Origin of the sequence: Bradyrhizobium sp. 31Argb (assembly GCF_043638955.1) — a bacterium.
Classification (GTDB): domain Bacteria; phylum Pseudomonadota; class Alphaproteobacteria; order Rhizobiales; family Xanthobacteraceae; genus Bradyrhizobium.
In genome coordinates, this window is sequence record NZ_JBEGDB010000099.1 from 1 (window position 1) to 26551 (window position 26551).

At 62.9% G+C, this 26551-nt stretch carries 26 protein-coding genes and 2 pseudogenes; 13 read left to right on the forward strand and 15 right to left on the reverse strand.

The genetic code is table 11. The features are described from left to right. Positions 1-179: 179 nt before the first annotated feature. From trbL to AAFX91_RS20000, 8 genes and pseudogenes are all read right to left on the reverse strand, one after another. Positions 180-1340, reverse strand: coding sequence for a P-type conjugative transfer protein TrbL (gene trbL, locus AAFX91_RS19965; protein WP_394567565.1), 1161 nt, complete (start codon positions 1338-1340; stop codon positions 180-182). Between the two features lie 14 nt (positions 1341-1354). Further along, on the reverse strand, positions 1355-1540 hold the full coding sequence (gene trbK, locus AAFX91_RS19970; protein WP_394567566.1) for an entry exclusion protein TrbK: 186 nt from the start codon (positions 1538-1540) through the stop codon (positions 1355-1357). After that, on the reverse strand, positions 1537-2334 hold the full coding sequence (gene trbJ / locus AAFX91_RS19975) for a P-type conjugative transfer protein TrbJ (RefSeq protein ID WP_394567567.1): 798 nt from the start codon (positions 2332-2334) through the stop codon (positions 1537-1539). Before trbJ ends, trbK begins: the two co-directional genes overlap by 4 nt. Then, positions 2306-4755, reverse strand: a pseudogene (locus tag AAFX91_RS19980) (conjugal transfer protein TrbE). Before AAFX91_RS19980 ends, trbJ begins: the two are co-directional and overlap by 29 nt. Before the next feature lie 9 nt (positions 4756-4764). Beyond that, positions 4765-5064, reverse strand: coding sequence for a conjugal transfer protein TrbD (locus AAFX91_RS19985; protein ID WP_027584282.1), 300 nt, complete (start codon positions 5062-5064; stop codon positions 4765-4767). Next, positions 5057-5398 (reverse strand): TrbC/VirB2 family protein, encoded by a 342-nt coding sequence (locus AAFX91_RS19990; RefSeq protein ID WP_394567588.1) that lies wholly within the window; start codon positions 5396-5398, stop codon positions 5057-5059. The genes AAFX91_RS19985 and AAFX91_RS19990 overlap by 8 nt, the downstream gene beginning before the upstream one ends. Before the next feature lie 28 nt (positions 5399-5426). Continuing rightward, positions 5427-6395, reverse strand: a complete 969-nt coding sequence (trbB, locus tag AAFX91_RS19995) for a P-type conjugative transfer ATPase TrbB (protein ID WP_130230068.1) — start codon at positions 6393-6395, stop codon at positions 5427-5429. A gap of 153 nt (positions 6396-6548) precedes the next feature. After that, positions 6549-6812, reverse strand: a pseudogene (locus AAFX91_RS20000) (acyl-homoserine-lactone synthase); the annotation flags it as partial. A gap of 414 nt (positions 6813-7226) precedes the next feature. Between AAFX91_RS20000 and repA the strand changes: the two are divergent. From repA to AAFX91_RS20020, 4 genes are all read left to right on the forward strand, one after another. Continuing rightward, a complete protein-coding gene (gene repA, locus AAFX91_RS20005) occupies positions 7227-8441 on the forward strand; it encodes a plasmid partitioning protein RepA (RefSeq protein ID WP_394567568.1) in 1215 nt (404 codons plus the stop codon). Beyond that, the gene (repB, locus tag AAFX91_RS20010) at positions 8438-9466 is read left to right on the forward strand and encodes a plasmid partitioning protein RepB (RefSeq protein ID WP_130230072.1); all 1029 of its coding nucleotides are present in this window, start codon (positions 8438-8440) and stop codon (positions 9464-9466) included. Before repA ends, repB begins: the two co-directional genes overlap by 4 nt. Positions 9467-9743: 277 nt before the next feature. Further along, entirely contained in the window at positions 9744-11072 is a 1329-nt protein-coding gene (gene repC, locus AAFX91_RS20015) for a plasmid replication protein RepC (RefSeq protein ID WP_394567569.1), read from the forward strand. 85 nt (positions 11073-11157) lie between these two features. Next, on the forward strand, positions 11158-11775 hold the full coding sequence (locus AAFX91_RS20020) for a hypothetical protein (protein WP_394567570.1): 618 nt from the start codon (positions 11158-11160) through the stop codon (positions 11773-11775). A 548-nt stretch (positions 11776-12323) separates the two neighbouring features. Here AAFX91_RS20020 and AAFX91_RS20025 read toward each other — a convergent pair. The 6 genes from AAFX91_RS20025 to AAFX91_RS20050 form a co-directional block, all read right to left on the reverse strand. After that, entirely contained in the window at positions 12324-12590 is a 267-nt protein-coding gene (locus AAFX91_RS20025) for a type II toxin-antitoxin system VapB family antitoxin (RefSeq protein WP_130584276.1), read from the reverse strand. 119 nt (positions 12591-12709) lie between these two features. After that, positions 12710-13783 (reverse strand): tyrosine-type recombinase/integrase, encoded by a 1074-nt coding sequence (locus AAFX91_RS20030; protein WP_394567571.1) that lies wholly within the window; start codon positions 13781-13783, stop codon positions 12710-12712. Positions 13784-13785: 2 nt separating this feature from the next. Beyond that, the gene (locus AAFX91_RS20035) at positions 13786-14172 is read right to left on the reverse strand and encodes a type II toxin-antitoxin system VapC family toxin (protein WP_130584415.1); all 387 of its coding nucleotides are present in this window, start codon (positions 14170-14172) and stop codon (positions 13786-13788) included. Then, the gene (locus tag AAFX91_RS20040) at positions 14172-14426 is read right to left on the reverse strand and encodes a type II toxin-antitoxin system VapB family antitoxin (protein ID WP_394567572.1); all 255 of its coding nucleotides are present in this window, start codon (positions 14424-14426) and stop codon (positions 14172-14174) included. Before AAFX91_RS20040 ends, AAFX91_RS20035 begins: the two co-directional genes overlap by 1 nt. Before the next feature lie 336 nt (positions 14427-14762). Further along, positions 14763-15170 carry a type II toxin-antitoxin system VapC family toxin gene (locus AAFX91_RS20045; protein WP_394567573.1) on the reverse strand — a complete coding sequence of 136 codons (408 nt, stop codon included), beginning with the start codon at positions 15168-15170 and terminating at the stop codon, positions 14763-14765. Further along, positions 15170-15424, reverse strand: coding sequence for a type II toxin-antitoxin system Phd/YefM family antitoxin (locus tag AAFX91_RS20050; protein WP_394567574.1), 255 nt, complete (start codon positions 15422-15424; stop codon positions 15170-15172). Before AAFX91_RS20050 ends, AAFX91_RS20045 begins: the two co-directional genes overlap by 1 nt. 319 nt (positions 15425-15743) lie before the next feature. Here AAFX91_RS20050 and AAFX91_RS20055 point away from each other — a divergent pair, with 319 nt between their 5' ends. From AAFX91_RS20055 to AAFX91_RS20095, 9 genes are all read left to right on the forward strand, one after another. Next, positions 15744-16667 (forward strand): DUF1403 family protein, encoded by a 924-nt coding sequence (locus AAFX91_RS20055; RefSeq protein ID WP_394567575.1) that lies wholly within the window; start codon positions 15744-15746, stop codon positions 16665-16667. A 1-nt stretch (position 16668) separates the two neighbouring features. Then, a complete protein-coding gene (locus tag AAFX91_RS20060) occupies positions 16669-17361 on the forward strand; it encodes an SMC-Scp complex subunit ScpB (RefSeq protein WP_394567576.1) in 693 nt (230 codons plus the stop codon). A gap of 13 nt (positions 17362-17374) precedes the next feature. Continuing rightward, entirely contained in the window at positions 17375-17839 is a 465-nt protein-coding gene (locus AAFX91_RS20065) for a hypothetical protein (protein ID WP_394567578.1), read from the forward strand. A 55-nt stretch (positions 17840-17894) separates the two neighbouring features. Further along, positions 17895-18185: a hypothetical protein gene (locus tag AAFX91_RS20070; protein WP_394567580.1), complete on the forward strand. Its 291-nt coding sequence runs from the start codon at positions 17895-17897 to the stop codon at positions 18183-18185. Between the two features lie 144 nt (positions 18186-18329). Further along, a complete protein-coding gene (locus AAFX91_RS20075) occupies positions 18330-18920 on the forward strand; it encodes a DUF6088 family protein (RefSeq protein ID WP_394567581.1) in 591 nt (196 codons plus the stop codon). After that, positions 18913-19965 carry a nucleotidyl transferase AbiEii/AbiGii toxin family protein gene (locus AAFX91_RS20080; protein ID WP_394567582.1) on the forward strand — a complete coding sequence of 351 codons (1053 nt, stop codon included), beginning with the start codon at positions 18913-18915 and terminating at the stop codon, positions 19963-19965. The genes AAFX91_RS20075 and AAFX91_RS20080 overlap by 8 nt, the downstream gene beginning before the upstream one ends. 244 nt (positions 19966-20209) lie before the next feature. Next, positions 20210-24157, forward strand: a complete 3948-nt coding sequence (locus tag AAFX91_RS20085) for an AAA family ATPase (RefSeq protein WP_394567584.1) — start codon at positions 20210-20212, stop codon at positions 24155-24157. A 121-nt stretch (positions 24158-24278) separates the two neighbouring features. Further along, the gene (sbcD, locus tag AAFX91_RS20090; protein WP_394567585.1) at positions 24279-24542 is read left to right on the forward strand and encodes an exonuclease subunit SbcD; all 264 of its coding nucleotides are present in this window, start codon (positions 24279-24281) and stop codon (positions 24540-24542) included. Then, positions 24511-25446 (forward strand): exonuclease SbcCD subunit D, encoded by a 936-nt coding sequence (locus AAFX91_RS20095; protein WP_394567586.1) that lies wholly within the window; start codon positions 24511-24513, stop codon positions 25444-25446. Before sbcD ends, AAFX91_RS20095 begins: the two co-directional genes overlap by 32 nt. A gap of 225 nt (positions 25447-25671) precedes the next feature. On the opposite strand, the gene AAFX91_RS20100 is transcribed toward AAFX91_RS20095, so the two are convergent. After that, positions 25672-26496, reverse strand: a complete 825-nt coding sequence (locus AAFX91_RS20100) for a hypothetical protein (RefSeq protein WP_394567587.1) — start codon at positions 26494-26496, stop codon at positions 25672-25674. Between the last annotated feature and the right edge of the window lie 55 nt (positions 26497-26551).

Genomic DNA, 26551 nt, shown 5'->3' on the forward strand with positions numbered 1-26551 from the left:
AGGCTTCCTCCTAAAAGAAAGCCTTGAATCACGTTCAATCTGATTTGAGAATCCCAAGAGTCCACACGGCCTAGCGCTCGTTCCATTCCTGTCGGGCGGCGAGATAGGGGTTGTCGGGCGGATTGCGCGCGGCCATTCGAGAAAGGGTCTCCACTGATCACCTATTGGGTTGAATCGGCTCAAGTCTTTCCAGTCGATTGTCGCTGCGAGCGCCGCTGATCGAGCTTGGCGTTGGCGAGGCCTAGCGTCGACGTACCGAAGGAGCCTGGCGCGCCGATGGCCTGGTCGCGCGCGGCGGAGGCGAGCGCGCCGCCCGCCGAGCCGATGCCTTGCGTCATGGCCTTGAGGGCGGCTGCGCCAAACGAGGCGCCGTCGGCACGCGCGGCGCTGAACCCGGCTGCCCCTGCCCTCGCGCCTCCCAGGGCGAGGCTGGCGCCGCCAGCCGCGAAGCTCGCCGCCTGTCCCGCATGCTTCACCACTTCCATGCCGCTGCCGACGGAGACGCCCTGCACGACGCCTTGTACGATATTCGGCACGTAGATCGAGATGATGAAGACGACGACGGAGATGCCACCGATCGCCAGCGTCCCGACAAAGGCGTCGTTGCCGGTGCCCGTCTGGTTGGCGAGGTTCAGCAAGGCGTCGGACCCGATCTTGGCGATCATTACCAGCGCCATGAGCTTCATGCCGACGGAGAAGGCGTAGACCAGATAGCGGATGGCAAAATCCTTGGTGAAGGACGAGCCGCCGAGGCCGAGCATGATCATGCCGGCGAGCAGACCGACATACATCTCGACCATCACCGCCACGAAGATCGCCGCAACGAGCGAGAAGGAGATCACCACGATCACCATCGCGAATACTGAGGCAATCGCCAGCGCATTGTCCTGGAAGAGGCCGAACTGCGCGTTATGCGACATCGCGGAGGCGACCTTGAGACCCGCGTTGAACACATCCGCGGGCGATGCCGAGCCGCCGCCAGCACCGATCTGATAGAGGCTGTCGACGACCGCTTTCGCGAAATTCGGTCCCTGGTCGAGCACGAAGGCGAAGAAGCCAATGAACATGATCCGCCGCACCATCTCGGCGAACCAGGCGTCGAGGGCGGCGGTCTGAATGGCGAGCCAGACCGCGGCAAGGCCGACCTCGATGCCCGCGAGGATCCAGAACAACGACCTCGCCGCCTGCATGACGGTCGTCTGCCAGCCCTTCGCGGCCGTCGTCACCGAATTTTGAAGCGTCGTGAGAACGCTGCCGTCCTGCTGCGCCAAGGCAGGATGCGCAGCCACGACAATGCCGATCGCAATGATCAGAGCGAGCCCTGGTTTAATCCCACGCATCCCCGCCCCCTCCTCTACCAACGCGGTTTCATCTGCTGGCCGCCGGACGTCTTGTAGTCCTGCGGGGGTTTGAAGAAGTCGCTTGCGCGCGATGCCGCGCCCCGTGCCGGCACCGGCGCGCGCGGCGCGAAGACCAGCCAGGCCCCTGCAGCGCAGGCGCCAATCGCGATAACGACGATGATGATCGTGGACGGTCTCACCAACGGGGCTCCATGGTCTGGCCGCCGGTGGTCGTTGGCGCTGTTGCCTTGAAGAACTGCTCGCGGCGGGCCTGCGACAGATCCTTGCTCGCCTGCGAGGACTGGAACCAGGTCGCCATCATCGTGGTCTGCTGCGCGACGAGACCCCGTAGTTTCTGCATCTGGGCGACTTCTTGCGCGGCGATCTCATGGCCGACCTGCAGCGCCTTCATCTGTCCGTCGGAGCTCTCGGAGGCCGTCTGGAGTTGCGCCATCGTCGAGCTCTCGGTCGCGAACTGCTGGGAGGTGAGACCCGCCGCCTGCAGCGTGCTTGAGATCGTGTCGCGGTTCGTCGTCGACCACGTCTGATAGGTCGAACCGAAGCTCGCGCCGTTTGGCAGATTGGTCTTGAACTGCGCGTAGCTCTGAAAGCGCTGCTTGAGCACGTCGTCGATGTTGCCCATCGAGAACGCCATGCCCTGGCCCTGGTTGACGATGTTCTGCAACTGCTTGAGGTCGTTCTCCACCTGCCCCCAGACATGCGAAGGCAACTGGGCCGTGTTCTGCAGCATGTTCTCGTAGATCCTGAGCTGGTTCTGAATCTGCTGGGCGAGCTGCGAGATCTGCTGAATCTGGTTGTTGATCTGCGTCGTGGAATGGCCGACGAGGCTCACCAGTTCGCCATTGTTAAGGATCTGCGTGAATTCGGTGGAGCCGCCGGCCGCGGCGCCGGCCAATGCCGGACCCACGGCGGGTGGTCCGATGATGATGGCGACGATGAGCGCCCTACGAAACGGCGAGAAGCGACTCGGCATGGCCGATTCCCCTTTCCTTGAGCCAGTGAACGGGCCAATTGGCCTCGGCCTTCTTCAGCGCCAGGATGCGCTTCAGGTCGTCCTTGCCGGACGCGCCGACGAAGGAGAGCGCGACAGGGCCGAGCGACATGTTGAAGAGGCGACGGCCTTCTGGCGAAGCGACGTAGTATTCGCGCTTGGGCACCGCGGTCGCGACGATCTCAATCTGCCGCTCGTTGAAGCCGATGCGCTCATAGAATTCGCGCGTGCCGGGCTCACGCGCCGCGCCGTTCGGCAGGCAGATCTTCGTTGGGCAGCTCTCTTTCAGCACGTCGATGATGCCGGAGCGCTCGGCATCCGAGATCGACTGCGTGGCGAGCAGCACCGCGCAGTTGGCCTTGCGCAGCACCTTCAGCCATTCGCGGATCTTGTCGCGGAAGACGGGATGGCCGAGCATCAGCCAGGCCTCGTCGAGAATGATCAGGCTTGGCGCGCCGGTCAGCCGTTTCTCGATTCGCCGGAACAGATAGGTCAGGACCGGGACGAGATTGCGCTCGCCCATATTCATCAGCTGCTCGATCTCGAAGGTCTGGAACGATCCGAGCTGCAGGCCGTCCCTCTCGGCATCGAGCAGCTGACCCATCGGACCGTCGACGGTGTAGTGATGCAACGCATCCTTGATTTCGCGCATCTGCACGCCCGACACGAAATCCGACAGCGATCGTCCGCGCGCCTCGGCCATCAGGCCGGTCTGCCGCGAGATGGCGTTGCGATGATCGGGCGTGATCAAGACGCCCTGCACGGCAACGAGCGTCTCCACCCATTCTGCCGCCCAGGCCCGATCTGTGTCCGTTGACAAGTCCGATAATGGACAGAACGCGAGCGCCGCCGCACCGTCGAGGTCATCGCCGCCGATCTCGTAGTGGTCGCCGCCGGCGGCCAGCGTCAGCGGCATCATTGAACGGCCCTTGTCGAAGGCGAAGATCTGCGCACCGGCATAACGCCGAAACTGCGCAGTGATCAGTGCGAGCAATGTCGACTTGCCGGAACCCGTCGGCCCGAACACCAACGTATGGCCGACGTCGTCGACATGCAGGTTCAGCCGGAAGGGTGTGGAGCCGGATGCGACCTGCATCAACGGCGGGGAGCCCGGAGGATAGAACGGGCATGGCGCGGTCGGATTGCCCGACCACACCGAATTGAGTGGGATCAGGTCGGCGAGGTTACGCGTGTTGATGGCTCGCGGATGTTGGCGTACCAATTGCCCGGCAGGCTGCCGAGGAAGGCTTCCGTCGCGTTCAGCGTTTCGATGCGCGCGCCAAAACCTTCGGCCTGGATCAGGCGACGGACCGCCTCGGCCTTCTCCTGCAGGCGCGCGCTGCTCTCGTCGAACAGCACGATGACCGGCGTGTAATAGCCATAGGCGACGAGTTGCGAAGAGGCTTCCGCGATCGCATCCTCGGTCTCAGCCACCATGGCGGCCGCATCCTGATCGATCGAGCGGCTTTGCGTCTGGAAGAGCTGGTCGATGAAGGGGCGGACCTTCTGCTGCCACTTCTTTCGGGTGCGATCGAGCTTCTGCCGCGCGTCCTGGTCGTCGAGGAACATGAAGCGCGACGACCAGCGGTAGGTTAGCGGCATCAGATCGAGGGAATTGAGGATTCCCGGCCAGCTCTCGGCTGGAAAGCCGTCGATCGCCACGACGCCGAGAAAGCGGTTCTCGACCATCGGCGACAGGCCGTGCTGGAGCTCGGCCGTAGCCAGCCAGTCGAGATACATCGGGATGTCCGGCAGGCGGATCGGGTGATTCTCGCCGGTGATGCAGAAGCGGATGAACTGGAACAATTCATCGTAGCGCGCTATGCGCGTGCCATCGCGCTCCTCAATCTCGCGCGTTTCCATGCGCCGGATGGACAGAACGCTGGCGAGATACTGTTCGACCTCACGGATCGAGGTGCGGAAGCTCTCGATTGCCGTATCAGCATAGGAGGCCGATCGGCTCTCGGCATCGGAATAGATGTAGCGCGCGAGACCCGCGCGGCGACGCTCGGGCGGCCGCCAGGACAGGATGATCGCGTGGCGGCTCTCGAAATGTCCCCTCTCCTGCTCGAAGTGGTTGCGGCGTTCGTCGTCGATCGCGCGCGTCACCGGATCGGGAAAATGGCAGTCCTGCCGCGCCGGATAATCCGTGGTCGGCACCCGCACCGCCTCGACCTGGATGATCCAGCCGGAGCCGAGGCGCGCCAGGATGGTGTTGATCTGGCGCGAGACCTCGTTGCGCTCAGCGTCGGTCGAGCTCTCCGAGTCCGGCCCGGCAAAATACCAGCCCGCCATCAGCGAGCCGTCCTTCAACAGCACGATCCCGTTCGCGACGAGCCCGGCATATGGCACGAGATCGGCGAAGGACGGGCCAGAGTGACGGAAGGAGCGCAGCGCGACCATGAGCGGACCTCAGTATCGACGCCAGGGCGTCGAGGTCGCCCGGTAGTGAGGCCGATAGGAGATGTGACGGGCATAGACCCGGCGCATCATCGGGTCGGCCTTCGCCATCATCCGAAGCGCCGCGACGACAACGATCCAGATCGCCGCGCCGAGGATTGCGGCGTACCAGGTGAGCACGACGAAGATCAGGATGACGGCGGCAAGGCCAGTTAGCAGCACGAGCTCGCGGTCTGCGCCGAACAGCAGGTTCGGCCGCGACAGCGCGCGATGGATTCGATTGCGTCGAAGATTGGCGCCGACCTCAGCCATGACCGAGATCCCCTGCCCTTCTGCCAAGGGGCATCGTGGGCGCGACGTCGCCGATCGACGCGCCGCTTGCGCCGAATAGAGCGACGATCTGCGTGGCGCCGAGGAGAATGCCGGCGACCAGCACGACATACATGAGGCGTCGCGCGAAATCGTTGAGCTCGCCGCCGAAGATCAACATGCCGCCGGCAACCGCAACGGCCGCAAGGGCAATGAAGCCAGCCACGGGCCCCGTGATCGATTGCTGGATCTGCTGAAGCGGGCTCTCCCAGGGAAGATTGCCGCCGCCGCTGGTCGACGCGAAAACTGGATCCAACATCACGAGTGCGAGCAGCATGCTGCCGGCACCTACAATCATCATGCGGTTAAGCGACATGGCGCTCCTCCTTCCGGGCGTAGGATTGGGTTTGATATTGGCCCGCCGAGAAGCTCTCGACATGGAGCACGTCGCGGACCTGGCGGCCGCGATCCGTTCGTTCGATCGAGACGATCAGATCGACCGCCTCGCCGATGACCTCGCGCATGGGCTGTTGACTGACTTCGGCCGTGAGCTGCTCGAGACGGCGCAGCGCCGAAATTGCGCTATTGGCGTGGATAGTCGTGATGCCGCCGGGATGGCCGGTGTTCCAGGCCTTGAGCAGCGTGAGTGCCGCACCGTCGCGTACCTCCCCGACAATGATGCGATCGGGTCGCAACCGCATCGTACTCTTGAGCAGGCGCGCCATATCGATCGTGTCGCTCGTGTGAAGCGAGACGGCGTTCTCGGCGGCGCACTGGATCTCGGCCGTGTCTTCGAGAATGACAAGGCGGTGCTCAGGCGCGTGCGCGACTATCGCCGCGATCACGGCATTGGCGAGTGTGGTCTTACCCGAGCCCGTGCCGCCCGACACGACGATGTTGAGGCGCGATCCGATGGCGTTGCGGATGACCGCGAGCTGGTCCGCCGTCATCACGCCCTGCGTCACGTAATCCTCGAGATCGAACAGACGCGAAGCCCGCTTTCGGATTGTGAATGTGGGGGCGCCGACGACGGGCGGCAGCAAACCTTCGAAGCGATGACCGCCGATCGGCAGCTCGCCTGAAATGATCGGACGCTCGTCGTCGGCCTCCGATTGCAGCGCATGCGCGACACTGCCGATAACGATCTCGGCGGTCGCGGCAGGCAAGTTTCCGGCCGCTGCCATTCCGTGGCCGAGCCGTTCGATGAAAAGCCGGCCGTCTGGATTGAGCATCACTTCGACAACGGCCGGATCATCGAGCGCGGCGCAGATCTGGTCGCCAAGCGCGTCCTGGAGTTTGCGGACAAGCCGCGGATGCGAAGGAAGTTCGGTCATGGCAATCGCCCGCCATCGCTCACGCAGCGACGCGCTGAACGCGGCGCAGGTCGGACCGCAGGAACCGGCCTGGCCTCCTCTCGCCTCGCGTGTCGACGCAAAAGCGCGAACTCTCGACCATGGTGGATTTGCCCCGTGGCCCGCCCCCCCCGGGAGCACTTGCGGGAAGGTGCACGACAACATGGTTGGGCCCGTGCTCAGGAGCAGACGGGCGCAGCCGGCAAGGTCGCCGCGCTCCGTCAGGGCCAGGATGTAGGTCGGGTCGAGCGCGTCGTATTCATCGCGCTCGCGGCCGTTCTCAATCTTTACCCGCCAACCGAGCCGGCCAGCGAACACCCGGGCGCGCAACTGATGCATCTCATCGACCAGAGACCCCAATCCGCCGTGTTCGTTGGCATCAATCGCAATTGCCCGCATTCGCCGAATCCTCCGTCGCGTTCTCGTGAACGGAGGTAAGTCAGCATGGTGCGGCGGCTCGGACCCTCTGTTGAATTAACGGGGGGCCGGCGAGCTCCCAGTTGCGTGAGTCGCTTCGTGGGCGTCGATTCTGGGTCTGTCGGCGATCGAAATCCGGCGGCAAAAGGATACGCCTGGACTGTAAGATTAACGGGGGGACGAAACGTCATCGCGGCGTTTGGGCCTGCAAGATAAGCCCGCGATAACATTGAGCAAATTAGTACGAATCAGCGGCTTACGTTGTGCTGCGAGAAGGCGCCGTTAAGTGTCTGTTAACCTTAAAGGACTGGACGAAAGCCGAGAATCGTGACCTAGCTTTAGCGGGCAAAGGGCGACAAACTGCCTACTGGCCGACAGCGAAGGAATGAATCGGCAATGGAAGCGCAGGCCCGGACCGATATTCAAATTGAAGATCCCGCCAACAAGATTATCCGGCACGCGGGAATGCTCTCTGAACATCTGCAGGCGAGGCGTCAGCAGATGTATCCCCCGGACGCTCAGAAAAGTCTACGGCATTTTATGACCCATGAGGTCTCGAAGCTGACCTCGATTCCGGAATCGACTCTCAAGTTGATGTCGAACGAAGGGAAAGGCCCCCTTCCCGCCCGGCTGGAGAACAACCATCGCGCATATACGCTCGCGCAGATTAATGAGCTTCGCGAGCTGTTTGCCGCTCAGCGTCCGGCAGATGCCTTGAGGTTCTTGCCTCATCGTCAGCCAGGCGAGCATCTGCAGGTTCTGGCGGTCGCGAATTTCAAGGGTGGCAGTGCCAAGACGACAACCAGCGCGCACCTTGCCCACTATCTGGCTCTCCAGGGCTATCGCGTCCTTGCGATCGACCTCGATCCCCAAGCGTCGTTGTCGGCCATGTTCGGTGCGCAGCCGGAGATCGATGTCCAGCAGAACGAGACCATCTATGCGGCCCTGCGCTACGACGACGAGCGTCGACCCATCGCTGACATCATCCGGCCGACCTATTTCACTGGTATCGACCTCATTCCCGGAAATATCGAGGTAATGGAGTACGAGCACGAGACGCCGCGGTATTTGTCGAAGCGGCAGGCGGACTCCGAGAGCATCTTTTTCGAACGATTGCGCCTCGCATTGACGGACGTCGAAGACGCCTACGATGTCATCATCCTCGACACGCCACCTTCGCTCGGCTTCCTGACGTTGGGTGCCATCTATGCGGCGACCGGGCTCCTCGTGACAGTCCACCCTGCAATGCTCGATGTCATGTCGATGAGCCAGTTCTTGCTGATGATGGGCGATCTCATATCGGTCATCCGCGAAGCCGGCGCGACGATGAAGCAGGACTTCCTTCGCTATGTCGTGACCCGGCACGATCCTTTCGACCAATCTCAAGTCCGGGTCGTGACCATGCTTCGGCACCTGTTCACGGAAGACGTGCTGACAGCAACCGCGATCGCAAGCTCAGCCATCGAGACCGCTGGTTTGGCGAAGCGCACGCTCTATGAGCTGGAACCGGGCAACATCTCGGCCGCGACCACCAAGCGCGCACGAGAATCCATTGATGCGGTTAATGATCAGATCCTCGCACTGATCGCTCGGGCTTGGGGGCGCGCATGACCAATAAACGTCCTTCAGGTCGATCGATCCTCGCCAATTTCGGCTCGTTCTCCGAGCCCGAGATGGCGCCGTCCAGCCCCTCTCCTTCCCCGAGCGCGGATACGCCGATCCAACCTCCGGCCCGTGTTGGAGCCGGGGTGATCGGAGCAACACAGCGTTCGCTGGCGGAGTTGCGAGGAGAGCGTGACCGGCTCCAAGCGCTGGTCGACGCCGGTGGCGGCTCGGAGCTCGATCCCTCCTCTATCGATCCATCGCCTTTCCCAGACCGGCTGCCCGATGACAGCCAGGTCGAGTTCGAAGCGCTCAAGAAACTCATCGCCGAAGAAGGCCAGAAGGTGCCGATCCAAGTCCGGCGGCATCCGATCGCCAATGGCCGGTACCAAGTCGTTTATGGCCATCGGCGCTGGCGGGCGGCCTTGGATCTCGGCATCAAAGTCAAAGCCACGGTTGTCGCGCTGTCGGACAGCGAACTTGTCGTCGCCCAGGGTATCGAGAACGCGGCACGTCAGGATCTGAGCTGGATCGAGCGCGCGCTTTTCACGTGGCGAATGGATCAGGCCGGGATCAAGCCCCGCGACATCCGAGCCGCTCTTTCGATCGACGACCCGGAGCTTGCTCGCCTCCGGGCGGTCTGCCGAGCCGTCCCGGTCGAGGTGATCGAGGCGATAGGCCGGGCGCCGAAGGCGGGCCGGCCCCGCTGGGTCGCGCTCGCGACTGCGATTGGAGAAGACCCGCCTGCGTTGGATCGGGTGCGCAAAACCTTGTCAGCTGACAAGGTTTCGACGCTGCCCTCCGACGATCGATTCAAGCTCGTCTTTGCAGCCGTAAGGCAGCCGCCGGCGCGATCTCATAATGAGTTCGAGCTGCGTAGCCCGGCAGGAAGGGTCTTAGGCAAAGCGACATTCTCAAAGGGCGATATCAAACTTACCGTCTCCGACAAGCACGCGTCTGAGTTCGGCGCCTTCCTCGAGGAAGAGCTGCCGGGTCTGGTGGAAAGATTTTTTGACCGGGAGGGCACTGAGTGATTTTCGGCGCGCGGTCAAACCTTGTCAGATGACAAGGTTTGGTTGGGCGGCGGGAAGGGCGGAGGCCTCGGCCGAAGCCGGACGATGGCGCAACAAACACAGAGGTAGCATGCGGTAAAAAGAAAGGCCCCCGAAACAGTGTCCCGGAAGCCTCTCTCGTATGTTTGGCGGCAACGAGAATCTCACTTCCGCGAATCACAGTCAAGAGCCTCTTCGAGGCGTTGGACACCGTTTTGGTGAGCGCTTTCGCTTTGCCTAAAAGCTGAAAGACACAACCATGACGCAATCCATATCAACGACGCCCTTTGGGCGGCGGCCGATGACGCTCGGCATGATTTCAAGCCAGCTGGCCGCGAAGGCAAAACCTGAGATGGCCATTGTTCACAAATGGCACGTCTTTCAGCACATCAAGGAGGCGCGCCAGGTTCTCGGCGCCACCGACCGTGCGCTGACGATTCTGCACGCGCTGTTGTCATTCCATCCCGAGACCGCGCTCGAGGCAAACAGCGAGTTGATCGTCTGGCCCTCCAACGAGCAGTTGATGGCGCGGGCCAACGGGATGCCGCCGACAACGCTGCGCCGGCATCTCGCCGTCCTGGTCGACTGCGGTCTGATCATTCGCAGGGACAGCCCGAACGGCAAGCGCTTTGCGCGCAAAGGGCATGGCGGAGAAATCGAGCAGGCCTATGGCTTTGACCTGGCGCCGATGGTGGCTCGTGCCGAGGAGTACAAGACGCTCGCGGAAACCGTCCAGGTCGAGAAGAAGGCGTTCCGCGTAGCCAAGGAGCGCCTGACCATCCTGCGCCGGGACATCATGAAGATGATCGAAGCCGGGCTTGAGGAGGGCGTGCCGGGAAACTGGAAGCGGTTTCTGCAGGCTTACCAAGGGATCGCCGGGCGGATTCCCCGGACTGCACCACGGCAGCTCCTGGAGAGCATCGGCGGCGAGATGGAAACGCTCTGGCGCGAGATCCGTGAGCTGTTGGAAACGTTTGCGAAAACACAGAATCTGGACGCCAATGAGTCCCATTCTGGTCGCCACATACAGAATTCAAACCCAGATATTCCATCTGAATCTGAAAGAGGCCTCGCGAGGGAAGATGAAGCGGGCGGCAACGCCGCGGCGAACCACAACCTGCGGAGCTTGCCGAAGCGCGAGCTCCCGCTGGGAATTGTGCTGGATGCCTGTCCCAACATGCGCTGGCTGATCAAGGGCGGCGAAATCCGGCACTGGAAGGATTTGGTGGCCGCGGCGGAGCTTGCCCGGCCGATGCTGGGGATCAGCCCCAGCGCGTGGCACGACGCGCGGGAGGTCTTGGGTGAGCAGCAGGCCGCAATCACGCTCGCCGCGATCCACCAGAAAGCGGACCAGATCAGCAGCGCCGGCGGCTATCTGCGCAGCCTGACCGACCGCGCCAAGGCCGGGAAATTCTCGGTCTGGCCGATGATCATGGCCTTGCTGCGCGCCAAGCTCGACGGGTCGAAGCCAACCCCACCGCCGACGGGCAGCGGTCCCGCCAGCCTCAAACCCGGGAAACCCACGCAAACCGGCGCCTTCCAGGCCAGTGCCGAATTGCGCGCCTCCCTGACCAGGCGGCCGAAATGACCCGAAACGGGGCCAGGAATGACTCCGTCGTTGGAGCCGACTCGGCTACGGTTTTTCGGGCCAACAAGGGATGGGAGAGGGTGATTTGACGGGAGACACGACATCTGTCGGCGGCGCGATCGCGGCGGCCCTCGAACGGGCCGATGAGTTGCGCCGCCTCAGCGACCGCCCGGCTCGTGTGCGGATCATGACGATCTTTGGCGATGATCGCTCAGGTCTCACGATCAACGCCCGCATCGCGGCACGGACCCCGGCGGAACACCGCGCCCAGGAAGGCCTTGGGACACGGTGCATCCCATGGGACGAACTCGACGCGCGCGCCGGCGAGATCGTTGGCCTGGTGGACGAGGTGGTGGGCGAAGTGACGCTTGCCGTCCGAAACACCCCGCCATTGCCGCGGCCGAGCCGCTCGGAAGACGATCTTGAGCTTGCTGCGTTCGACGATCTGATCGACGAGATCGGGCAAACGATCACCCAGTCGGCACTTTTTGTGCTGGAGAAACATCCGGCGAAGCAGGTCTCACGGGAGCTGGGCAGCGAAGCTGCCATGTTAGCCGCACTGAAATTCGCGGCACTCGCGGCTTACACAGGCCATGTCGGACTGAACGACGCCCAGGACGAGCTCCAAATGGCGATGGGTGAGGTGATGAGGAATATGCGTGCGTCGCCTGAGTTGCCGCGTCGACCGAGCCTGAATTCGTGAGTGGCGAGGGGTACGGCTTGCGCGATTTCCGCTTCCCAGGCCAAGATGACGCGACCTGGCGAGGGGCGGAGGATCCAACATGCCACTACCGGCCCGCCTCCTTCCGCAAAGCTGCCCGTCGCTATCGGAGATCCGTCTGCGCGAAGTCGCTTTCCTTGTAGAGGAGCGGGATTCGGTAGGCCTTGGCGCAGGCATAGGCGAAGCAGTCCCCGAAATTGAGCTGCGCGGGATGGTCGACCAGGCAGCTATAGGTCTGCGCCGCTTCGAGGGCCTTGCGACCATATCCGGCGAGACGGACATTTCCTGGGCGCCGAGCGAGGTGACGAATTCCCGCACCGCGGTTTCCGCCTTGGCGAGGAGGGCGGCGTCGCGCGGTAAGCCGGTTTCGCGGGCGAGCTTCGCGGCAAGCGAAAGCGATGCGGACGCCTCGAACAATACGAGGGGTGAGACGAAGAAGCCCGTTTTCGAGCCGTTCAAGCAGCCGGCGAGCTCGGGCCCGTCGGGTTCGCCGCCGAGAATAGCAACAATGGCCGAGGCATCGAGGAACATCAGACGCCCCACATCTCGTCGGTGAAGGCCTTCATGTCGAAATCGTCCGTGCCGGCAAGGCCGCGCTCCGCAGCGTTGGCCCGAATGCCAGCGACGATCGCGAGAGCATTGCCGATTCGTTGGCTCGGCAGCATATTCTCGGTTTGGCGCTTGATCTCGTGCTCCAGCGCGAGGCGCACGGCTTCTGTTTTGGTCCGCGAGCCTGTCATGGCCTGGAGCCGGCTGGCGAGGTCGTCGACCTGTGCGTCACGAATGAAGAGGGGCATGAGATATCTCCTCGAAGATATCTATCATATCCAGATTTGGATATCCAAATGGCCGCGGGGAACTGCCCGTCAGCTCCGTGGGCCGTCGTGTCCGGAGGAGGGGAGGGACTGTTCCCCGGTCACAGGCCCGCCGCTTTGGTGAGGTTGACCCGGAACCGGTCGCGCCGCCGTTGGTAGCGGCGGGTTTGCTCCGCGCTGGCATGGCCGAGCTGCTTCTGCACATAGCGCTCGTCGACCTCGGCCGAGGAGGCGAGACCGGCGCGCAGCGAATGCCCGGCGAATTTTTCCTCGCGTTCGCCTTCGGGGAGATCGGCGCGCACGCCGGCGGCCAGCGCCGCGCGTTTGACCAGCCGGGCGACCTGCTGGTCGACCAGGCGGTCCGGACCAACATCCTTGCCTTGACCGCGGACCCGGCGAAACAGCGGGCCGTGACCGATCCGGGCGAGCTTGAGCCAGGTCTGCAGGGCGACGATCGGGCAGGTCGAATCCGACGAGCCGCGGCCGATCTCGATCTCACGCCAGCCGGTCTTGCCCCGCAGGGTGACGATCATGCCCTTGTCGAGGATCTCGACCCAGCCGCGACCGTCCTCGGTCTGGTCGCGTCCGCAATCCAGGCCGACGATTTCTGAGCGCCGCAGGCCGCCGGCGAAGCCGACCAGCAGCATGGCGCGATCTCGCAAGCCGCGCAGCGTGCCGCGATTGAGGGTTTCGAGCATGGCGATGACGTCTTCCGGCAAGACCGCTTCCTTCTGCCGGGGTGGGGCGCCATGGGTGTTGCGGATGCCGGCGAGCACGGTCACGATGTGCCGGTCCGCCCGATCGAGCGGTGTCCCGCGCTGGGCATAATTCCAGGTCAGCGCTGAGAGCCGGCGCTCGATCGTCGCGACCGAGTTTGCCTGACGATCGGCCGTCGCGGCGCCGGAGGCGCAGGCGGTGATGTAAAGCCCGACCGTCTGGGGGGAGGGTGGCAGCACCTCGAGGCCCTGGCGCCGGCACCAGGCGGAAAAGTGCTTCCAGTCGGAGGCATAGGCCCGGCGCGTGTTGGCCGAGCTCGCCGCCTCGACATAATCGCGGGCGCGATCGGCCAGCCGTTCCAGATGCGCCGGAAGGGCAGCGGAGGCGGCTTCGGCCCCCTCCCTCACGGCTTCCGAAGTGATGGGAAGGTTTTCGCTACCGGGAGGAAGGATGTTCATCTTCAGGCCGCCTTGATGTCGGTCTGCGAGAAGTCATTGCCCTTGAACAGCAGGGGCTCTCCGGTGAGGGTGGCGAGAGCGTAAGAAAAGCAATCGCCAAAGTTCAGCTTGGCGGAATGCCGGCCTTTCCCATACCGCCGCCACGCCCGCCGCGCCTGATCGGCATGCCCAGCCGAGACTGGAACAATCTCCACGCCAACCTTATGCAGCCAGAGATCAAGCTCGGCGCCGCCGCCATCGCCCAACTTTGATTCGATCCCTATTCCAGCTTCCACCACCGTCGCTGCCGACATCAGCCGGACAGGGTCGGCCGCAATGCGATGCTCAAAGTCGCTGGCCTCCGGCTCATTCAAAAGAACTGCCAGAATGGCGGATGAGTCGATCACCATCAGATCGGCAAGCCGTTTTCATCGTACCCGATGATTTCATCTATACTGCGCGGGTCGAGGATCGGGAGGGCAGATAGGCGGCGCCGAATGGCTTCCATGTCCTCAAGCAGCTTCGCCTTGGTCACGTCGGCATCGACCCGCCGCAACCTATCCTCAAGAGCGCGCCTGGTCGCGAGGGTGATCGTCTCTCCGGTGCGCTCGGCTAGCCTGCGTGCGAGTTTTTCTGTCTCAGTATCTTTGATACTCAGCGCCATGTCGGAGTTCCTTGGTGCCTATTTTTCAATATTCCACCTATATAACACCACCCGCGCACGATTGCACGAAACTCGGGATGCGCATTCTCGTCATGCTGGGCGCTGGATCGTGGGAGAAACTATGGCAAGGCTTCAATGACTTCCCGCCGCCTCAGGGCGCTTAGGAAGGTGCGATTGCTCCGAAGGCCCTAATCGGGTTCTGGGCGTGCCGGCAGGCCCGGTTTTTTAATGGCGGGAGAGGGGAGGGGGCCTCGGCAGGATCTGGGTCGATCTTCGTCTGAGCCGCGTCAGAAAGGGCGGCCGGGAGCCGTTCCGAAGCGGTCGCTGGAGGGTGGCTCATGCCGATGCCTCCCAGGGATTGATCACCGTGGCGCCCGTATCCTCAAAATCCCCCACATTGCGGGTGACGAGGATGAGGTCGTGGACGATCGCGGTGGCGGCGATCAGCCCGTCGATATCGCCGCGCGGCCGGATCGCGGCGATGCGGCCCCACTCGACGGAGATCTGGTCGGTCACCGCCAGGATGCGATCGGCGTGGTCGTGGCGCAGCTTGCGCAGCCATTCGGCAAGGTGGCCGGCCGCCTTCGGGTCTGACATCTGCTTGAGCGCAATGCCGCGCATGATCTCGCCGAGGGTGAGGGTGCTGAGGTGAACGCTGGCCGGATCGACCGCGCGCAGCCAGCCGGTGGCCTGCACAGAGCCGCGCCGCGCCTCGGAGACGACATTGGTGTCGACCAGATACATCAGAAGGCCACGTCACGGCTGGGGGTCTTGGCGCGCTGCGTCACGGCCTCGGCCAGGTCGTCATCCCAGCTGGGCCCGGCCAGCAAGTCGTCGACCAGGGTCGGCCGGCCGGAGCGGAGCGCGTCGTAATCGGCGGCCGACAGCACCACGGCGGCCCGCTCGCCGCGCAGGGTCACGACCTGCGGGCCTTCGCGGCGGGCCTTCTGCACCACCTTGGAAAACTGGTTCTTGGCGTCCTGCAGCGGCCATTCCATGTTGCATGTTCCTAGCTAGACAGTCTAGCTATTTTCTAGAAGGCGTCGTCGTGGAGGTCAAGGATGGGCGCCGACGGGTCGACGGCCAAAAGATCACGCCTGGAGCCGGGCTCTCAGGCGGCTGAGAGCGCTCTGGCGCACCATTTTCGAAGGTCTGGGCGGCGAGATCGGGCATTCTCTCTATCATGAGCAAAACGAACGATAAGGCAACATTATCGATCGTTGTTATCCACCGACAGGCCCGGCGGTTGATGGTAAAATTGATGGCACAAAGCGCCGCGCGCGGTTAGGCTCAGCCATGCCCTCGCGCGCGTGAATCATGCCCGAACCGCCCCCGACCTTCGCCCCGGCACCTAGCTGGCTGCGTCGTCGCGCCCCGCCCGACACCGCCGCGGACGCGGTGTTTTATGCCGGCGCCGCGCTGGGAGCGCTGCATCCGATCGCCCGCGACGAGCATCCCCTCGGCAGTCTGTGGCGCCAACGTCTCGCGCTCACCTGCGCCGCCACGCTTGCGCGCCAGGGCGGGCGGACGGACGACGAAGCGGCGCTGCGCGACCACTGGTACTTGCGCCGCGAGGACGACGATCCGGGTCCCGGCGGGCGTATTCTCGCCGCTTGGCGCAAGCTCGGCGAACGGGCCTCCAGTGACGTGGAGCAGTGGAAATTTGCGCTGGCGCCCGCACTCGGCCATCGCCTCAACTCGCTGCCGGACCAGATCGTCGGACTTGCCAGCCGACATACGCAGCAGCAGCACATCATGCCGGTGCTGGCCGCCGCGGAAATCATCGCTGCGAGCAGGCGCGTGCTGCCGAACGAGGACTTGGTGCCGCTGTGGCTGGCCGATGCCGTCCTCGCCCACCAGCTGCGCTGGCCGGCGCCGGTGCCGCTGCTTGCGGCCCATCTGTCGCGCGGCGCGCTGCGCAAAGCGCCGCAGCATCTCGAGGGCGAGACCGTCGTCATGAGCGCACTCTGTGCGGCCTACACGACGGCCGCCGTAGCCGCGATCGACCTCTACAACGATCTCGCACGGCGGGCGACACGTCTGCTGGCGGTCGCGCCGAAGCTGCGCGGCAGGGATGCCGGCATGATGGTGGCGATCCTGATGGTGGAAGACGCCCAGTCCACCGGCGCCGGCAAGATGGCGAGCGACCGCAGCACGCGACGGCTGTTCGAACGGCTGGTGTCGCTCGGCGCGGTGCGCGAGCTCACGGGACGGCCGACTTTTCGATTGTACGGGCTCTGAGATGGGACGGCGCGCGCGACCGAAAGCGGATCTCGACACTGAACTGGTCGACCTGCCGCCGGAGCTGCGCTGGCGCGAGTGGATGGGACGGGTCGAGGCCGTGATCTTCGCCTCCCCCGAGCCGGTAACGCGCGAGACGCTCGCGCGCGTCGTCGGCCGCGATTGCAACCTCGATCTCATTATCGACGACATCCGCGACGAGCTCCGCGGCCGGCCTTACGAGCTTGTTGCCGTCGCCGGCGGTTGGCAGCATCGCACCCGGAAAAACTTCGCCGAGGCGATCCGCGCTGCGATCGGCGCGGGCAACGATGGCAAGGCCCTGTCGCAGACCGAAGCGCTGATCCTCGCCTGCATCGCCTATTACCAGCCAATCAATCGCAGCGAAATGTCATCCTTCTTCGGCAAGCAGGTCAGCCGCGATACCATCGCCCGTTTGCGCGGATTGGGGTTCATCGCGAGCGGCCCGCGCAGCCCGCAACCCGGCGCGCCCTACACCTACGTGACGACCAAGGGCTTCCTGTCGCATTTCGGCTTCGATACGCTGCGCGACCTGCCAGATATGGAGATGCTCGAGGACGCAGGCCTGCTCAGCAAGGACAAGCTGCTGGCCGGGGAGTTTCCGGATCCCTTGCCGGCGCATGACGAAGACCAGGACGATGATGAAAAAGCTGCAGATTGGACAGAGACAGGCTAGCCGCATTTGCCAAATGTCGGCCACCGATCGGCTTGCTTTCATCGCAGAAGGGCTTCCGATTATTCACGCCAGCGCGAAGGGATTTTGGTCCGGGTCCGTTGAATTGCGAGGGAAGCCGCGAGAAGCCGAAGGGCTCGAGGGATCCGCCAAGGAGGAGGCGGCGAAAATTCTCATCCTCTTGGATGTGGTGCGCCGCCCCGAGAAACGCGTCGCCGGCAAGCTCAGCATGCTGATCGGGCGCTTCTACGGTCACCTGGAGCGATTGATTTACGCCCAGCTTGCCGAGTGGTGGAGCGAGGACATCGCGCGCTTGCGGAAAGCGGTCGAGCCCTTGCGAACCACCCACGATCTCGAGGGGAGCATGGGCGAGTTCATTGTGCCGAATTCGACGCTCTATCGGCGGGAAAGCAAGTTCTATGCGGACGTTGAAGCTTATGAGGACGGCACGCCGCTCTGGAATGCACCCGCCGGCCATTAAAACCCCTTTGGACGGAGGATGCCGCGGTCGCGGCGGTGATCGAGGCGATGGCTGCATGCGGCATGTTCACGCTCGCAGGGCTGCGAGCTCCCAAGTCTGGGGGGAACCGGAATTCAAGGAGCGCGAGACGCTGTGGGATGCCGAGCGGCTGACGCGCGAACTCCTCGAGCGCCTGATTGCCGAGGGCCTGCCGCAGGAATCGGCGACGCAAGACTATGTCGACACGCTGTACCGGTGTTGGCCGCTGCCGATGTACAACGTTGATCTCAGCCCTGTCCACGTGACCCTCGATGCGCTCAAGGCCGAGCAGGATCGTCTTTATTGGGCCGAGGTAGGCGCCCCTTAACGAACGCCGGCCGGGGCTCTGGCGCACGCCTTTACTGTCTGCGCATCCGAGGGGAAGAGCCCGAACGAGGCCTTGAATGTCAGAAAAAGATATATTATTTTCTGACACATGAAAACCCCCGTCGCATCAGTTCCGGACCGGATCATGAAGCGCGCCCACGCCGGCGGGCGCGGCGGCGTCTTCACGCCCAGCGATTTCCTGGACGTGGCCGGCCGCGCGGCCGTTGACCAGGCGCTGTCCCGGCTGGTCAGGGGTGGCAAGTTGCGACGTCTGGCGCGCGGCCTCTACGACTTCCCCAAGCTTCATCCGAAGCTCGGCCCGCTCTCGCCGGCGCCCGATGACGTCGCGCAGGCGCTCGCCCGGGAGACGGGCTCGCAGGTGCAGATCGCCGGCGCCCGCGCCGCGAACGCGCTCGGCCTGTCCACCCAGGTTCCGGCCAAGAACAACTACCTGACCGATGGTCCCTCCCGCCGTGTCGTGCTTGGCAAGCGGGTCGTTGATCTGCGTCACGCCTCGCCAAAACACCTGATCGCTCCGGGCAGCTTCGCCGGCACCGTCGTTCAAGCTCTGCGGCATCTCGGCCCCGTGCGGGCGACCGATGTCGCCCGCGTCGCCGGGCGCCGGCTGTCGGCGAGCGACAAGAAGACGCTCGCGAAGGGCGCCGTCCGGGCGCCGGCATGGATGCGACCGACACTCGTCTCCATCGCCACCATCTCCGGTGGGGCCGATGGATAAGGTCGCCGGTCTCGATGACGCCGAGCGCGCGGCTCTGTTCGGTGAGGCGGGCGCGGCGCGTGGCGTCGCCAACACCATCATCGAGAAGGACTTCTGGGTCTGCTGGACCTTGAAACGCCTCTTCGAGCTGCAGAAAGAAGACGCGCCCACCCTGGTCTTCAAGGGTGGGACCTCCTTGTCCAAGGCCTTCGGCGCGATCCGCCGCTTTTCCGAAGACATCGACCTGTCGTTCGACCGCGCCGATCTTGGCTACACCGGCGACCGCGATCCAGGAAGGGACGGGATCAGCAAAAAGCAGGCGGGCAAGCTGATCGAGGATCTTGTCGGTGACGTCGAAAAGCACATTGCCGAGAAGCTGCTGCCCGCCTTGCGCGCTGCGATCGCCAAGCAGCTCGGCGAGCCGACAAACGCCGAATGGTCCTTGGAGATCGATCCGAGCGATCCGCAGAGCGTGAACTTTCACTACCCGACCGCGCTGCCCAAGGAGGCGTATCAAGGCATGGCCTACATCACGCCGAGGGTGAAGCTGGAATTCGGCGCGCGCGGCGATCCGTGGCCGACCGAAGAGAAGAGCATCCGCCCCTATGCAGCGGATGAGTTTCCCGACTTCTTCGAGGAAGCGGATTGCACCGTGACTGTGCTGTCAGTGCGGCGCACCTTCTGGGAAAAGGCCACGGCGCTGCACGCCGAGGCGCACCGTCCGAAGGACGCCCCGACGCCGCAATATTTTTCCCGACACTATTACGACATCGCGATGCTGCTCGACACCGAAGACGGAAAGGCGGCCGCCGCCGACTTCGCGCTGCTCGAGCAGATCGCCAACCACAAGGCGGTGTTTTTCCGCTCCGCCTGGGCGAGCTACGACACCGCGCGGCCAGGCACGTTGCAGCTTGTGCCGTTGGAGATGCGGCTTAAGGATCTGCGCGCTGATTATCGCGATATGGCGCCGATGATGTTCGATGAGAAGCCGCTATCGTTCGACGAGATCATCGCTCGCATCCAGAAACTACAGGACACCATCAACGCTTCGCCGGCTTCGCAGTAATCACGTCCGGCTGCGGTGTTTCTACGGGAGCTGCGCATCTTGGCCGAAGTCTGCAGTAAACCTGCGTCATGCCGCACAAGAGATCCGCTAAGAGCCGAAGTAAAGCGGGAATATGAGTCGGTTTGCCTTCACGACCATAGGAGGCTGCTCGGTGTTCTCCTTGAGAACGGGTATTCGCCGAACAGTGCCGTGATCGGCCGAAAGTGGCGCCAGTTGTGATCAAAGAATAATTTTAGGAGTGGAGATGGAACATAATATTGCAGACATGACCCTCGATGAAGTCGTATCTCACCTCATCGCGGGAGAGGTTCTGCACGTTGCTAGCGGAGAGACATTTTCCCTGCCGTTGAGTGGTAGCCGCGCTGTTCTCGCGTTCTACAATCAAGACCGTCGAGCGTACTGGAATCCGGATAAAGACACTGCCATTCAGGATGGGGAGGTGGATCGCGTTCTCGTCGCCCTTGACAATGTACCTAAAGCCTTGTCAGCACTGGCTAAGGCGCCGCCGGAATTTCAGAAATGGCAACTCACCAAGATCGAGGCGCATCGCTTCCGGGGGCTGCATCGTCATTGCGCCGAGGGAGGTTCAGACCCCAAGCCGTTCGAGCTTGAGCTCGCGGCACCGGCCACACTGTTTCGGGGGTTCAACGGGGCGGGCAAGACCTCGCTGGTCAGCGCCGTGTGCTGGTGCCTGACGGGGTATGGATACCGTTCGCAGGGGCTGCCGGCACCGTTGCATGAGTGCATTTCGGTGCAAACCGCCAGCGCCGAGGCGGAAAAGAGCGTATTTGACATCCCAGTGATCGTGCCAATTCCCACGGAGCAGGAGCTGGTAGCGGTCGATGGCGTGCCGAAGGTCGACACATGGGTTCGGCTCTCGTTTCGCTCGTTGATCGACGGGAGGGAGGTCGTGGTTGAGCGCCACCTCCAGCGGGAGGGTAAGAAGGGATTCAAGACCGGCGTGATTGGCCTAGAAAAATTGGGGCTATCCGAGCTGGCCATTCAGGTCGGCATCCTGATGCCTGGCATCGCCGCCGCGACCCGCTTCGATGACAAGACCACGCTGTCCCAAGCCGTGTCGACACTGACCGGCCTGCGGCCGTTGGCGCATTTCGGCGTGCGGAGTGGGCGTCTGCACGATCGGCTGACCGAAAAGTATCCGAAGCTGGCCAAGCTAGAGAAGGAAGCTTGCGAAACGACGGCGGGCGCCCAGAAGCAAACCCTCGACGACCTTCTGAAGGACGGGAAGGATCTGCCGAACCTCGATTGCGTCGTCGTTCCCGCCGACAGCGATCGCGAGGGATGGGTGGCTGGCCTCACGGACGCCGAGAAGCGCCTCAAGGCGGTCGAGGACCAGGCGGCCGAGGAAGCGACGTTGATTCTGGGCGGCCTGCCGCCCCTGACGTCGGATATCGAGATTAAGCGGTTCAGAGACGCGCTGACGGCCGCTCAAAACTGTTTCAGCGGCGCCGCCTTGAGGGGACTGCCGTCCATGCAACTCGCCGCGAACCTCGGCGAGCTGCATGAGACGGACTTGGAATCTGCCGAAAAGGTCCTCGAAGGCATCGAGGACGAGGCCAAGAGCCTGGTCAATCGCCTGTCGGATGCCAGTCGTTCGGATCGGCTGCGCCTCTATGGCCTAGTTGCTAGATGGCATGAGGCTGCTCATCCGGGGGAGCCTTTCTCGACATGTCCGGTTTGCGATCGCGATCTCACGCAACCCGGGGCGATTCCTCGGGACGCGTTGCTGGATCAGGCCGTAGCCGACGCGCTAGGGGAGGCCCGCAAAGCGGATTCAGCACTGTTGAAGACCGGCGCCGAATGGGAGCGCGACGCCATGCGTGGGCTGCGCGGACAGTTGCCGGAGAGTTTGCAGCCCTTTGTATCTGACGATGTGCCGGATGACCTTGCGACGGTCTATAAGGCAGCGTTGTCCAAGGAGGTCTTCGAGCAACCGGATTTTCCGCCGGTCCTTCGCAAGATGGCACCCGGCGTCGCCGAGCTGTGCCGCATGGCCTGGGCGAACGCACCCGTTCGCGCGCCGTTGCCGAGCACGGCCATCCCGCAACAGATTCCCGACGCCGAAGGCCTGCGAGGCGCGATCCAGAAGGTGCGGCGTGCGATTCGTCTCGCCAAGTATCGCGCCGCGAACACGGAATTCGCGAGGTCCGCCGTGGCGAGCGTGTTGCGCTCTGCGGCGGAAACCGATGTCCCAGCCAATCAGCGCGCGGTTGCCGGGCAACTGAGCGTCCTTAACACCTACCTCGAGGCGGCGACGGCATTCGCCGGCGTGCGTCGCCAATTGGGCCAGTTCAAGCTGACCTGCGAGAAGTGGAAGGCCGCGTGTGAGCGGATCGAAAAGCTTGATCGCGCGGCGAAGGCAGTTGAGCCGTTCACGCGCTTTCCAGCCCTTGTTCACGATCAAGTCGCCGGTCTGATCCTGGATCTCGACTCGCAGGCAACGGCCTGGTCGCAGCGCATGTACAAGGCGCAGTTCCTGCAAGCACCTGCCTACGCGGGGTTGGACCCGGCCAAGAGCGACGGCTTTACGTTCCTGGCGGCACAAGGCAAGCATCTGGTCGAGGCACATCATGTCATGAACGCCTCGGCCTTGCGGGCTTACTTGTCGGCGTTTGTCCTTGCGCTATGGCAGCAGGTCTGGGCGAGATCCGGAGGGATTTCGACGATTTTGATGGATGATCCGCAGGATCTGCTCGATCCGGGCAACGTCGCCAATCTGGCAGCGACGGTTCCGCATCTGATCGCGGCGGACATGAGCCCGCTGATCGTCAGCAACGATTTTGGCTTCATCCCGACCATCGAGGCGTTCGTCTCCGCGCACAATACCACCACGCCCGGCCGGCGCACCGAAGTGTGGGAGTTTTCGGCGATCTCGACGTCGAAATGCACCGTCAGTCTGGCGCCCGTCGCCGATGAAGCAAGGCTGCGCGGCGAACACTGGCAAAAGGCCGATCCGAATGATGTCACGCTCGCACGGGCATTCGTTCATCCCGTCCGCGTCCGCATCGAGATTAAGCTTTGGGATTTGCTGGCGTCCGATCCCGCAGTCCTGAAAGACCCGACGCTGAATGATCTCCTCGGCAAGATCGCCAACGCGCGAAACAGAGGCGAGCGGCCATTCAACGAAGAGCCGTTCCGCAAGCTAATCGAGCTGCCTGCCCTGAAGGCCGGTGCGCCATTCCGGGACGCGATCAACAAAGCGCACCACGGCAAGGCCGATCAGCTCACGCCCGTCGATGCGGATATCGTCCGCCAAGATTATGAGGATGTCTTCGCCGCGATCGATGCCTGTTGGCTCGCCTATGGCAGGTTCATGGGCCGATTGCCGCCGGAACAAGCCCTGGCGGAGGCCACGAGGGCTCCGGCCGAACCGAACGTCGTTCCCTTCCCGGCCAAGCCGATATCGGTCCTCGGGCGGCTTGCCGCCCATGAGGTCGGCGCTCCCCTCACCAGCATCGAAGATGCAAAGGACCAATTCGAGCTTGGGTCGCTAGGCGACATCTCGCTCTTCACGCTGCGCGCGCCGACATTGGGATTGGTGGCCTTTCCCGGCCAGACCCTGATCGTCTCGCTGACCGCCGAGGTTCGCAACGGTGACCTCGCTATCGTGCAAACGCCGGGGAAAACCTACGCACGCCGCATCGGCATCGATAAGACCGATTTATCGCGGATAGTCTTGGAGAGCATGCCATCGGCGAGTTCGCGCGTACCGCCGACGCACTTCGTTCAGCGCAGCAGCGCCACGTTGAGCAAGATCGTCGGGGTCTTGTTTGACGAGACGGTGCCGGCCAAATCTCATGACGAGGCGATTCCCGCAACCGGTTCGGCTATCCTCTCCCAGGTGGTCGCGGCGGCGGTTGTCGCTGGCGATAGCGCCTTTCCGGTGGCGCCGGACAAGGGCCATGTGCTGCTTGGACGAGCGCCCGACCTATCCCAGTTGGCGGGGCGGATCCTGGCCGTCGTGGCACGGCCGGACGTTCATTCGTCGGACCACTTCGCCTACCTGAAGCGTCTTGGCAAACAGATGCCCGGCAATGCTTCCGTCTACTACCTGGAAAATGTGGGCCAAGCTGGAGAGGGGGAATATGTGCAATTTCCTAGTGCGGGCGGCGCGATCCCCGGCATCTCGGTCGTCGATGATGTGTGGAAGGTACATGGCACGATCTTCTAAACATCCGGTCTTCGTGTGACGATCAGTCAGAACGTCCTTAGCCTGTGGTCCTTGATGGATTCCTCATGAGCGCACTGCTCGTTCGTTGGGCAGACGCAGGCAGGGACGAGCCGGAGGAAGAATGATCCGCATCTTGCACACGGCCGATTGGCACGTCGGTCAAACATTGCGTGGATTCTCTCGAGAGTACGAGCACCGCCAGGTTTTTGGACGCCTCGAAGAGATCGTCGTCGAGCGGAATGTCGACGCGCTCGTAGTCGCCGGCGATGTGTTCGACAGTCAGAATCCGTCAGGAGAGGCGCAGCAACTCCTTTACAACGCGCTCGTGCGGCTGAGCCGCGGCGCAGCCGCGAATGACCGTAGTGATCGTTGCCGGCAATCATGACGCCGCCGGACGGTTGGAGGCGCCGCGGCCTTTGTTAGAAGCCTTTAATATTCGCGTCGTTGGAAATGTGCGGCGGCGCGATAGGCGGATCGAGGCGGCGCAACACGTCGTGCCGATTTTCGACGCCAGCGGTGCAATGGCCGCACACGTGCTGGCGCTCTCCTACCCAACTGCCGCCTGCCTCCCGAATTTGACGCGGCTGGATGGCGACTCTGGCTCTCCCGTCGTCGCCGGAGTACGCAGTCTTTACGCGGAATTGCTCGACACGTCACGGGGGCAGATGGATGGTTTGCCGTTCGTCCTTACGGGACATCTCCACGTCGCGGGTGGCATCGAGTCGGAGGGCGCCGAGCGTCGGATCTTGGTCGGCGGTCAACATGCCGTGCCGCATGATGTGTTCCCGACTGAAGCAAGTTACGTCGCGCTTGGTCATCTGCACAAGGCCCAGGCCATAGGTCGCGATAGCGTTCGCTATTCGGGATCATTAATCCCCTTGTCGGCAACGGAGCAGCCTTACGCTCATGGAGTGACGCTTGTGAGCCTCGACGGTGCGCAGGTCACGTCAGAGCATATCCCAATCAATCGGCCGGTTCCTTTCCTGCGGCTACCAGAATCCGGTGATATGCGTTTGACTGAACTTGGCGACCACCTGACGGCATTGGATCTCCAGCAAGATCTGCCGGTCAACGAGCGGCCGTTCGTCCAGATCAGACTTGCTCGTAACGGGCTGCCTTCTGGATTCAGAGAGGAGATCGACCGCATCACCGAGAACTTTCCTGTACGCGTTGTCGATATTCGTGTCGCCACGATACCCGGTACGCTGAACGAGACGGTCCTGACGGATCCTCTGATTCGGTTGGCGGAACGAGATCCAGAGGACATGTTTATAGGAGATTGGATCTAGGTCGCTGCGTGTCTACCGCCTATCGCCTTTTTCCCACGCAGCGACCGCTTGTCCCGCTACCCTTGAGGAATGGGTATGTCATGGGCGTAAATGCCAAGGTCTTTTGGACGGGCGTACGTATTGCCCAAGTGCTCAAGGACGGAAGTGCAAAGGGCTAAGCTTTCAGCAACCGTCGCGACCGTGAACGCCTTTGAATCGTCACGCCCGGCGCCTGCTGGCACATCGTCAAAAAGGAATATCATCATCGAGGGAAGTATCGCGCCTTCCGCTACGAGTGGAAGCTCCTACAAGATCTGGATCGTTGGGACGAGGGCCGGTAAGAGCCATCGGGGCCTCTGCGGAATGGAGACGCCGAGTCGAATCATCGGACGCTTTCGCCTCTCCGATCTCCCGCATGATATTGTTGAGCAGCTTTCCTGCTGCATCAGCAGACGCCCAAATTCCTCCAGGGGCAGCAAGCAGCGTGATTGCAAGCACGGTTACTGCCATTAGGTTGAGCCGTTTCTTTTCCAGCTCCGCCTCAAATTCTGCTAGCTTCTTGAGGAGTGCGTCGCGGCGACTGTCGGACAAATCGTCCGAACGCTCTATCAGCTCGCGGAGATGAAATAGATAAGTGCGTATCGACGTTTTGAGCTGCGGCGAGATAGTGACCGAGTCGCGCTTTGATCGCGAGCTGTTGTCCAGCAGAAGTTGGGTCAGGTAGTGATCGAGATCAGCCTGAAATTGACGATGAACTTTTTCGTCGAATTGCTGCAGCCGCGGCACCGACAAAGATGCAAATGGCTGTATCTCATACTTCTTAGCGGCTCCGATCACGATATTCATGAAACTGTGGCGTGATTCCTCGAGCTCGGTCCAGCCCTCTTGCTGACTTGTGTCGGTGTTTCTTGTGAGGATGACGAGGCTTGCCTGCGCGATCCGCACAAACTCTGTAAAAGCGTTTTGCGGATCGTCGTCAGGCAGGCTTTCAATCTGCTCTAGCGTGATAAAATCAAATATGCCCACGAAGCTCCCCTGCCACTTCTTGCTGACCTGCCACTGAACTTTCATCCAGCAGCGGTTAGAGTCTCAGGGTTTTGTACGCCAAGTGGCGCGGGTGGAGCAA

Excerpts from the sequence above, each read along its gene's own strand:
- trbL (WP_394567565.1), bottom strand. The coding sequence starts at position 1,340 with ATGCGTGGGATTAAACCAGGGCTCGCTCTGATCATTGCGATCGGCATT.
- trbJ (WP_394567567.1), bottom strand. The coding sequence starts at position 2,334 with ATGCCGAGTCGCTTCTCGCCGTTTCGTAGGGCGCTCATCGTCGCCATC.
- AAFX91_RS19985 (WP_027584282.1), bottom strand. The coding sequence starts at position 5,064 with ATGGCTGAGGTCGGCGCCAATCTTCGACGCAATCGAATCCATCGCGCG.
- AAFX91_RS19990 (WP_394567588.1), bottom strand. The coding sequence starts at position 5,398 with ATGCTGCTCGCACTCGTGATGTTGGATCCAGTTTTCGCGTCGACCAGC.
- trbB (WP_130230068.1), bottom strand. The coding sequence starts at position 6,395 with ATGACCGAACTTCCTTCGCATCCGCGGCTTGTCCGCAAACTCCAGGAC.
- repA (WP_394567568.1), top strand. The coding sequence starts at position 7,227 with ATGGAAGCGCAGGCCCGGACCGATATTCAAATTGAAGATCCCGCCAAC.
- repB (WP_130230072.1), top strand. The coding sequence starts at position 8,438 with ATGACCAATAAACGTCCTTCAGGTCGATCGATCCTCGCCAATTTCGGC.
- repC (WP_394567569.1), top strand. The coding sequence starts at position 9,744 with ATGACGCAATCCATATCAACGACGCCCTTTGGGCGGCGGCCGATGACG.
- AAFX91_RS20025 (WP_130584276.1), bottom strand. The coding sequence starts at position 12,590 with ATGCCCCTCTTCATTCGTGACGCACAGGTCGACGACCTCGCCAGCCGG.
- AAFX91_RS20030 (WP_394567571.1), bottom strand. The coding sequence starts at position 13,783 with ATGAACATCCTTCCTCCCGGTAGCGAAAACCTTCCCATCACTTCGGAA.
- AAFX91_RS20035 (WP_130584415.1), bottom strand. The coding sequence starts at position 14,172 with ATGGTGATCGACTCATCCGCCATTCTGGCAGTTCTTTTGAATGAGCCG.
- AAFX91_RS20040 (WP_394567572.1), bottom strand. The coding sequence starts at position 14,426 with ATGGCGCTGAGTATCAAAGATACTGAGACAGAAAAACTCGCACGCAGG.
- AAFX91_RS20045 (WP_394567573.1), bottom strand. The coding sequence starts at position 15,170 with ATGTATCTGGTCGACACCAATGTCGTCTCCGAGGCGCGGCGCGGCTCT.
- AAFX91_RS20050 (WP_394567574.1), bottom strand. The coding sequence starts at position 15,424 with ATGGAATGGCCGCTGCAGGACGCCAAGAACCAGTTTTCCAAGGTGGTG.
- AAFX91_RS20055 (WP_394567575.1), top strand. The coding sequence starts at position 15,744 with ATGCCCGAACCGCCCCCGACCTTCGCCCCGGCACCTAGCTGGCTGCGT.
- AAFX91_RS20060 (WP_394567576.1), top strand. The coding sequence starts at position 16,669 with ATGGGACGGCGCGCGCGACCGAAAGCGGATCTCGACACTGAACTGGTC.
- AAFX91_RS20065 (WP_394567578.1), top strand. The coding sequence starts at position 17,375 with ATGTCGGCCACCGATCGGCTTGCTTTCATCGCAGAAGGGCTTCCGATT.
- AAFX91_RS20070 (WP_394567580.1), top strand. The coding sequence starts at position 17,895 with ATGCGGCATGTTCACGCTCGCAGGGCTGCGAGCTCCCAAGTCTGGGGG.
- AAFX91_RS20075 (WP_394567581.1), top strand. The coding sequence starts at position 18,330 with ATGAAGCGCGCCCACGCCGGCGGGCGCGGCGGCGTCTTCACGCCCAGC.
- AAFX91_RS20080 (WP_394567582.1), top strand. The coding sequence starts at position 18,913 with ATGGATAAGGTCGCCGGTCTCGATGACGCCGAGCGCGCGGCTCTGTTC.
- AAFX91_RS20085 (WP_394567584.1), top strand. The coding sequence starts at position 20,210 with ATGGAACATAATATTGCAGACATGACCCTCGATGAAGTCGTATCTCAC.
- sbcD (WP_394567585.1), top strand. The coding sequence starts at position 24,279 with ATGATCCGCATCTTGCACACGGCCGATTGGCACGTCGGTCAAACATTG.
- AAFX91_RS20095 (WP_394567586.1), top strand. The coding sequence starts at position 24,511 with ATGACCGTAGTGATCGTTGCCGGCAATCATGACGCCGCCGGACGGTTG.
- AAFX91_RS20100 (WP_394567587.1), bottom strand. The coding sequence starts at position 26,496 with ATGAAAGTTCAGTGGCAGGTCAGCAAGAAGTGGCAGGGGAGCTTCGTG.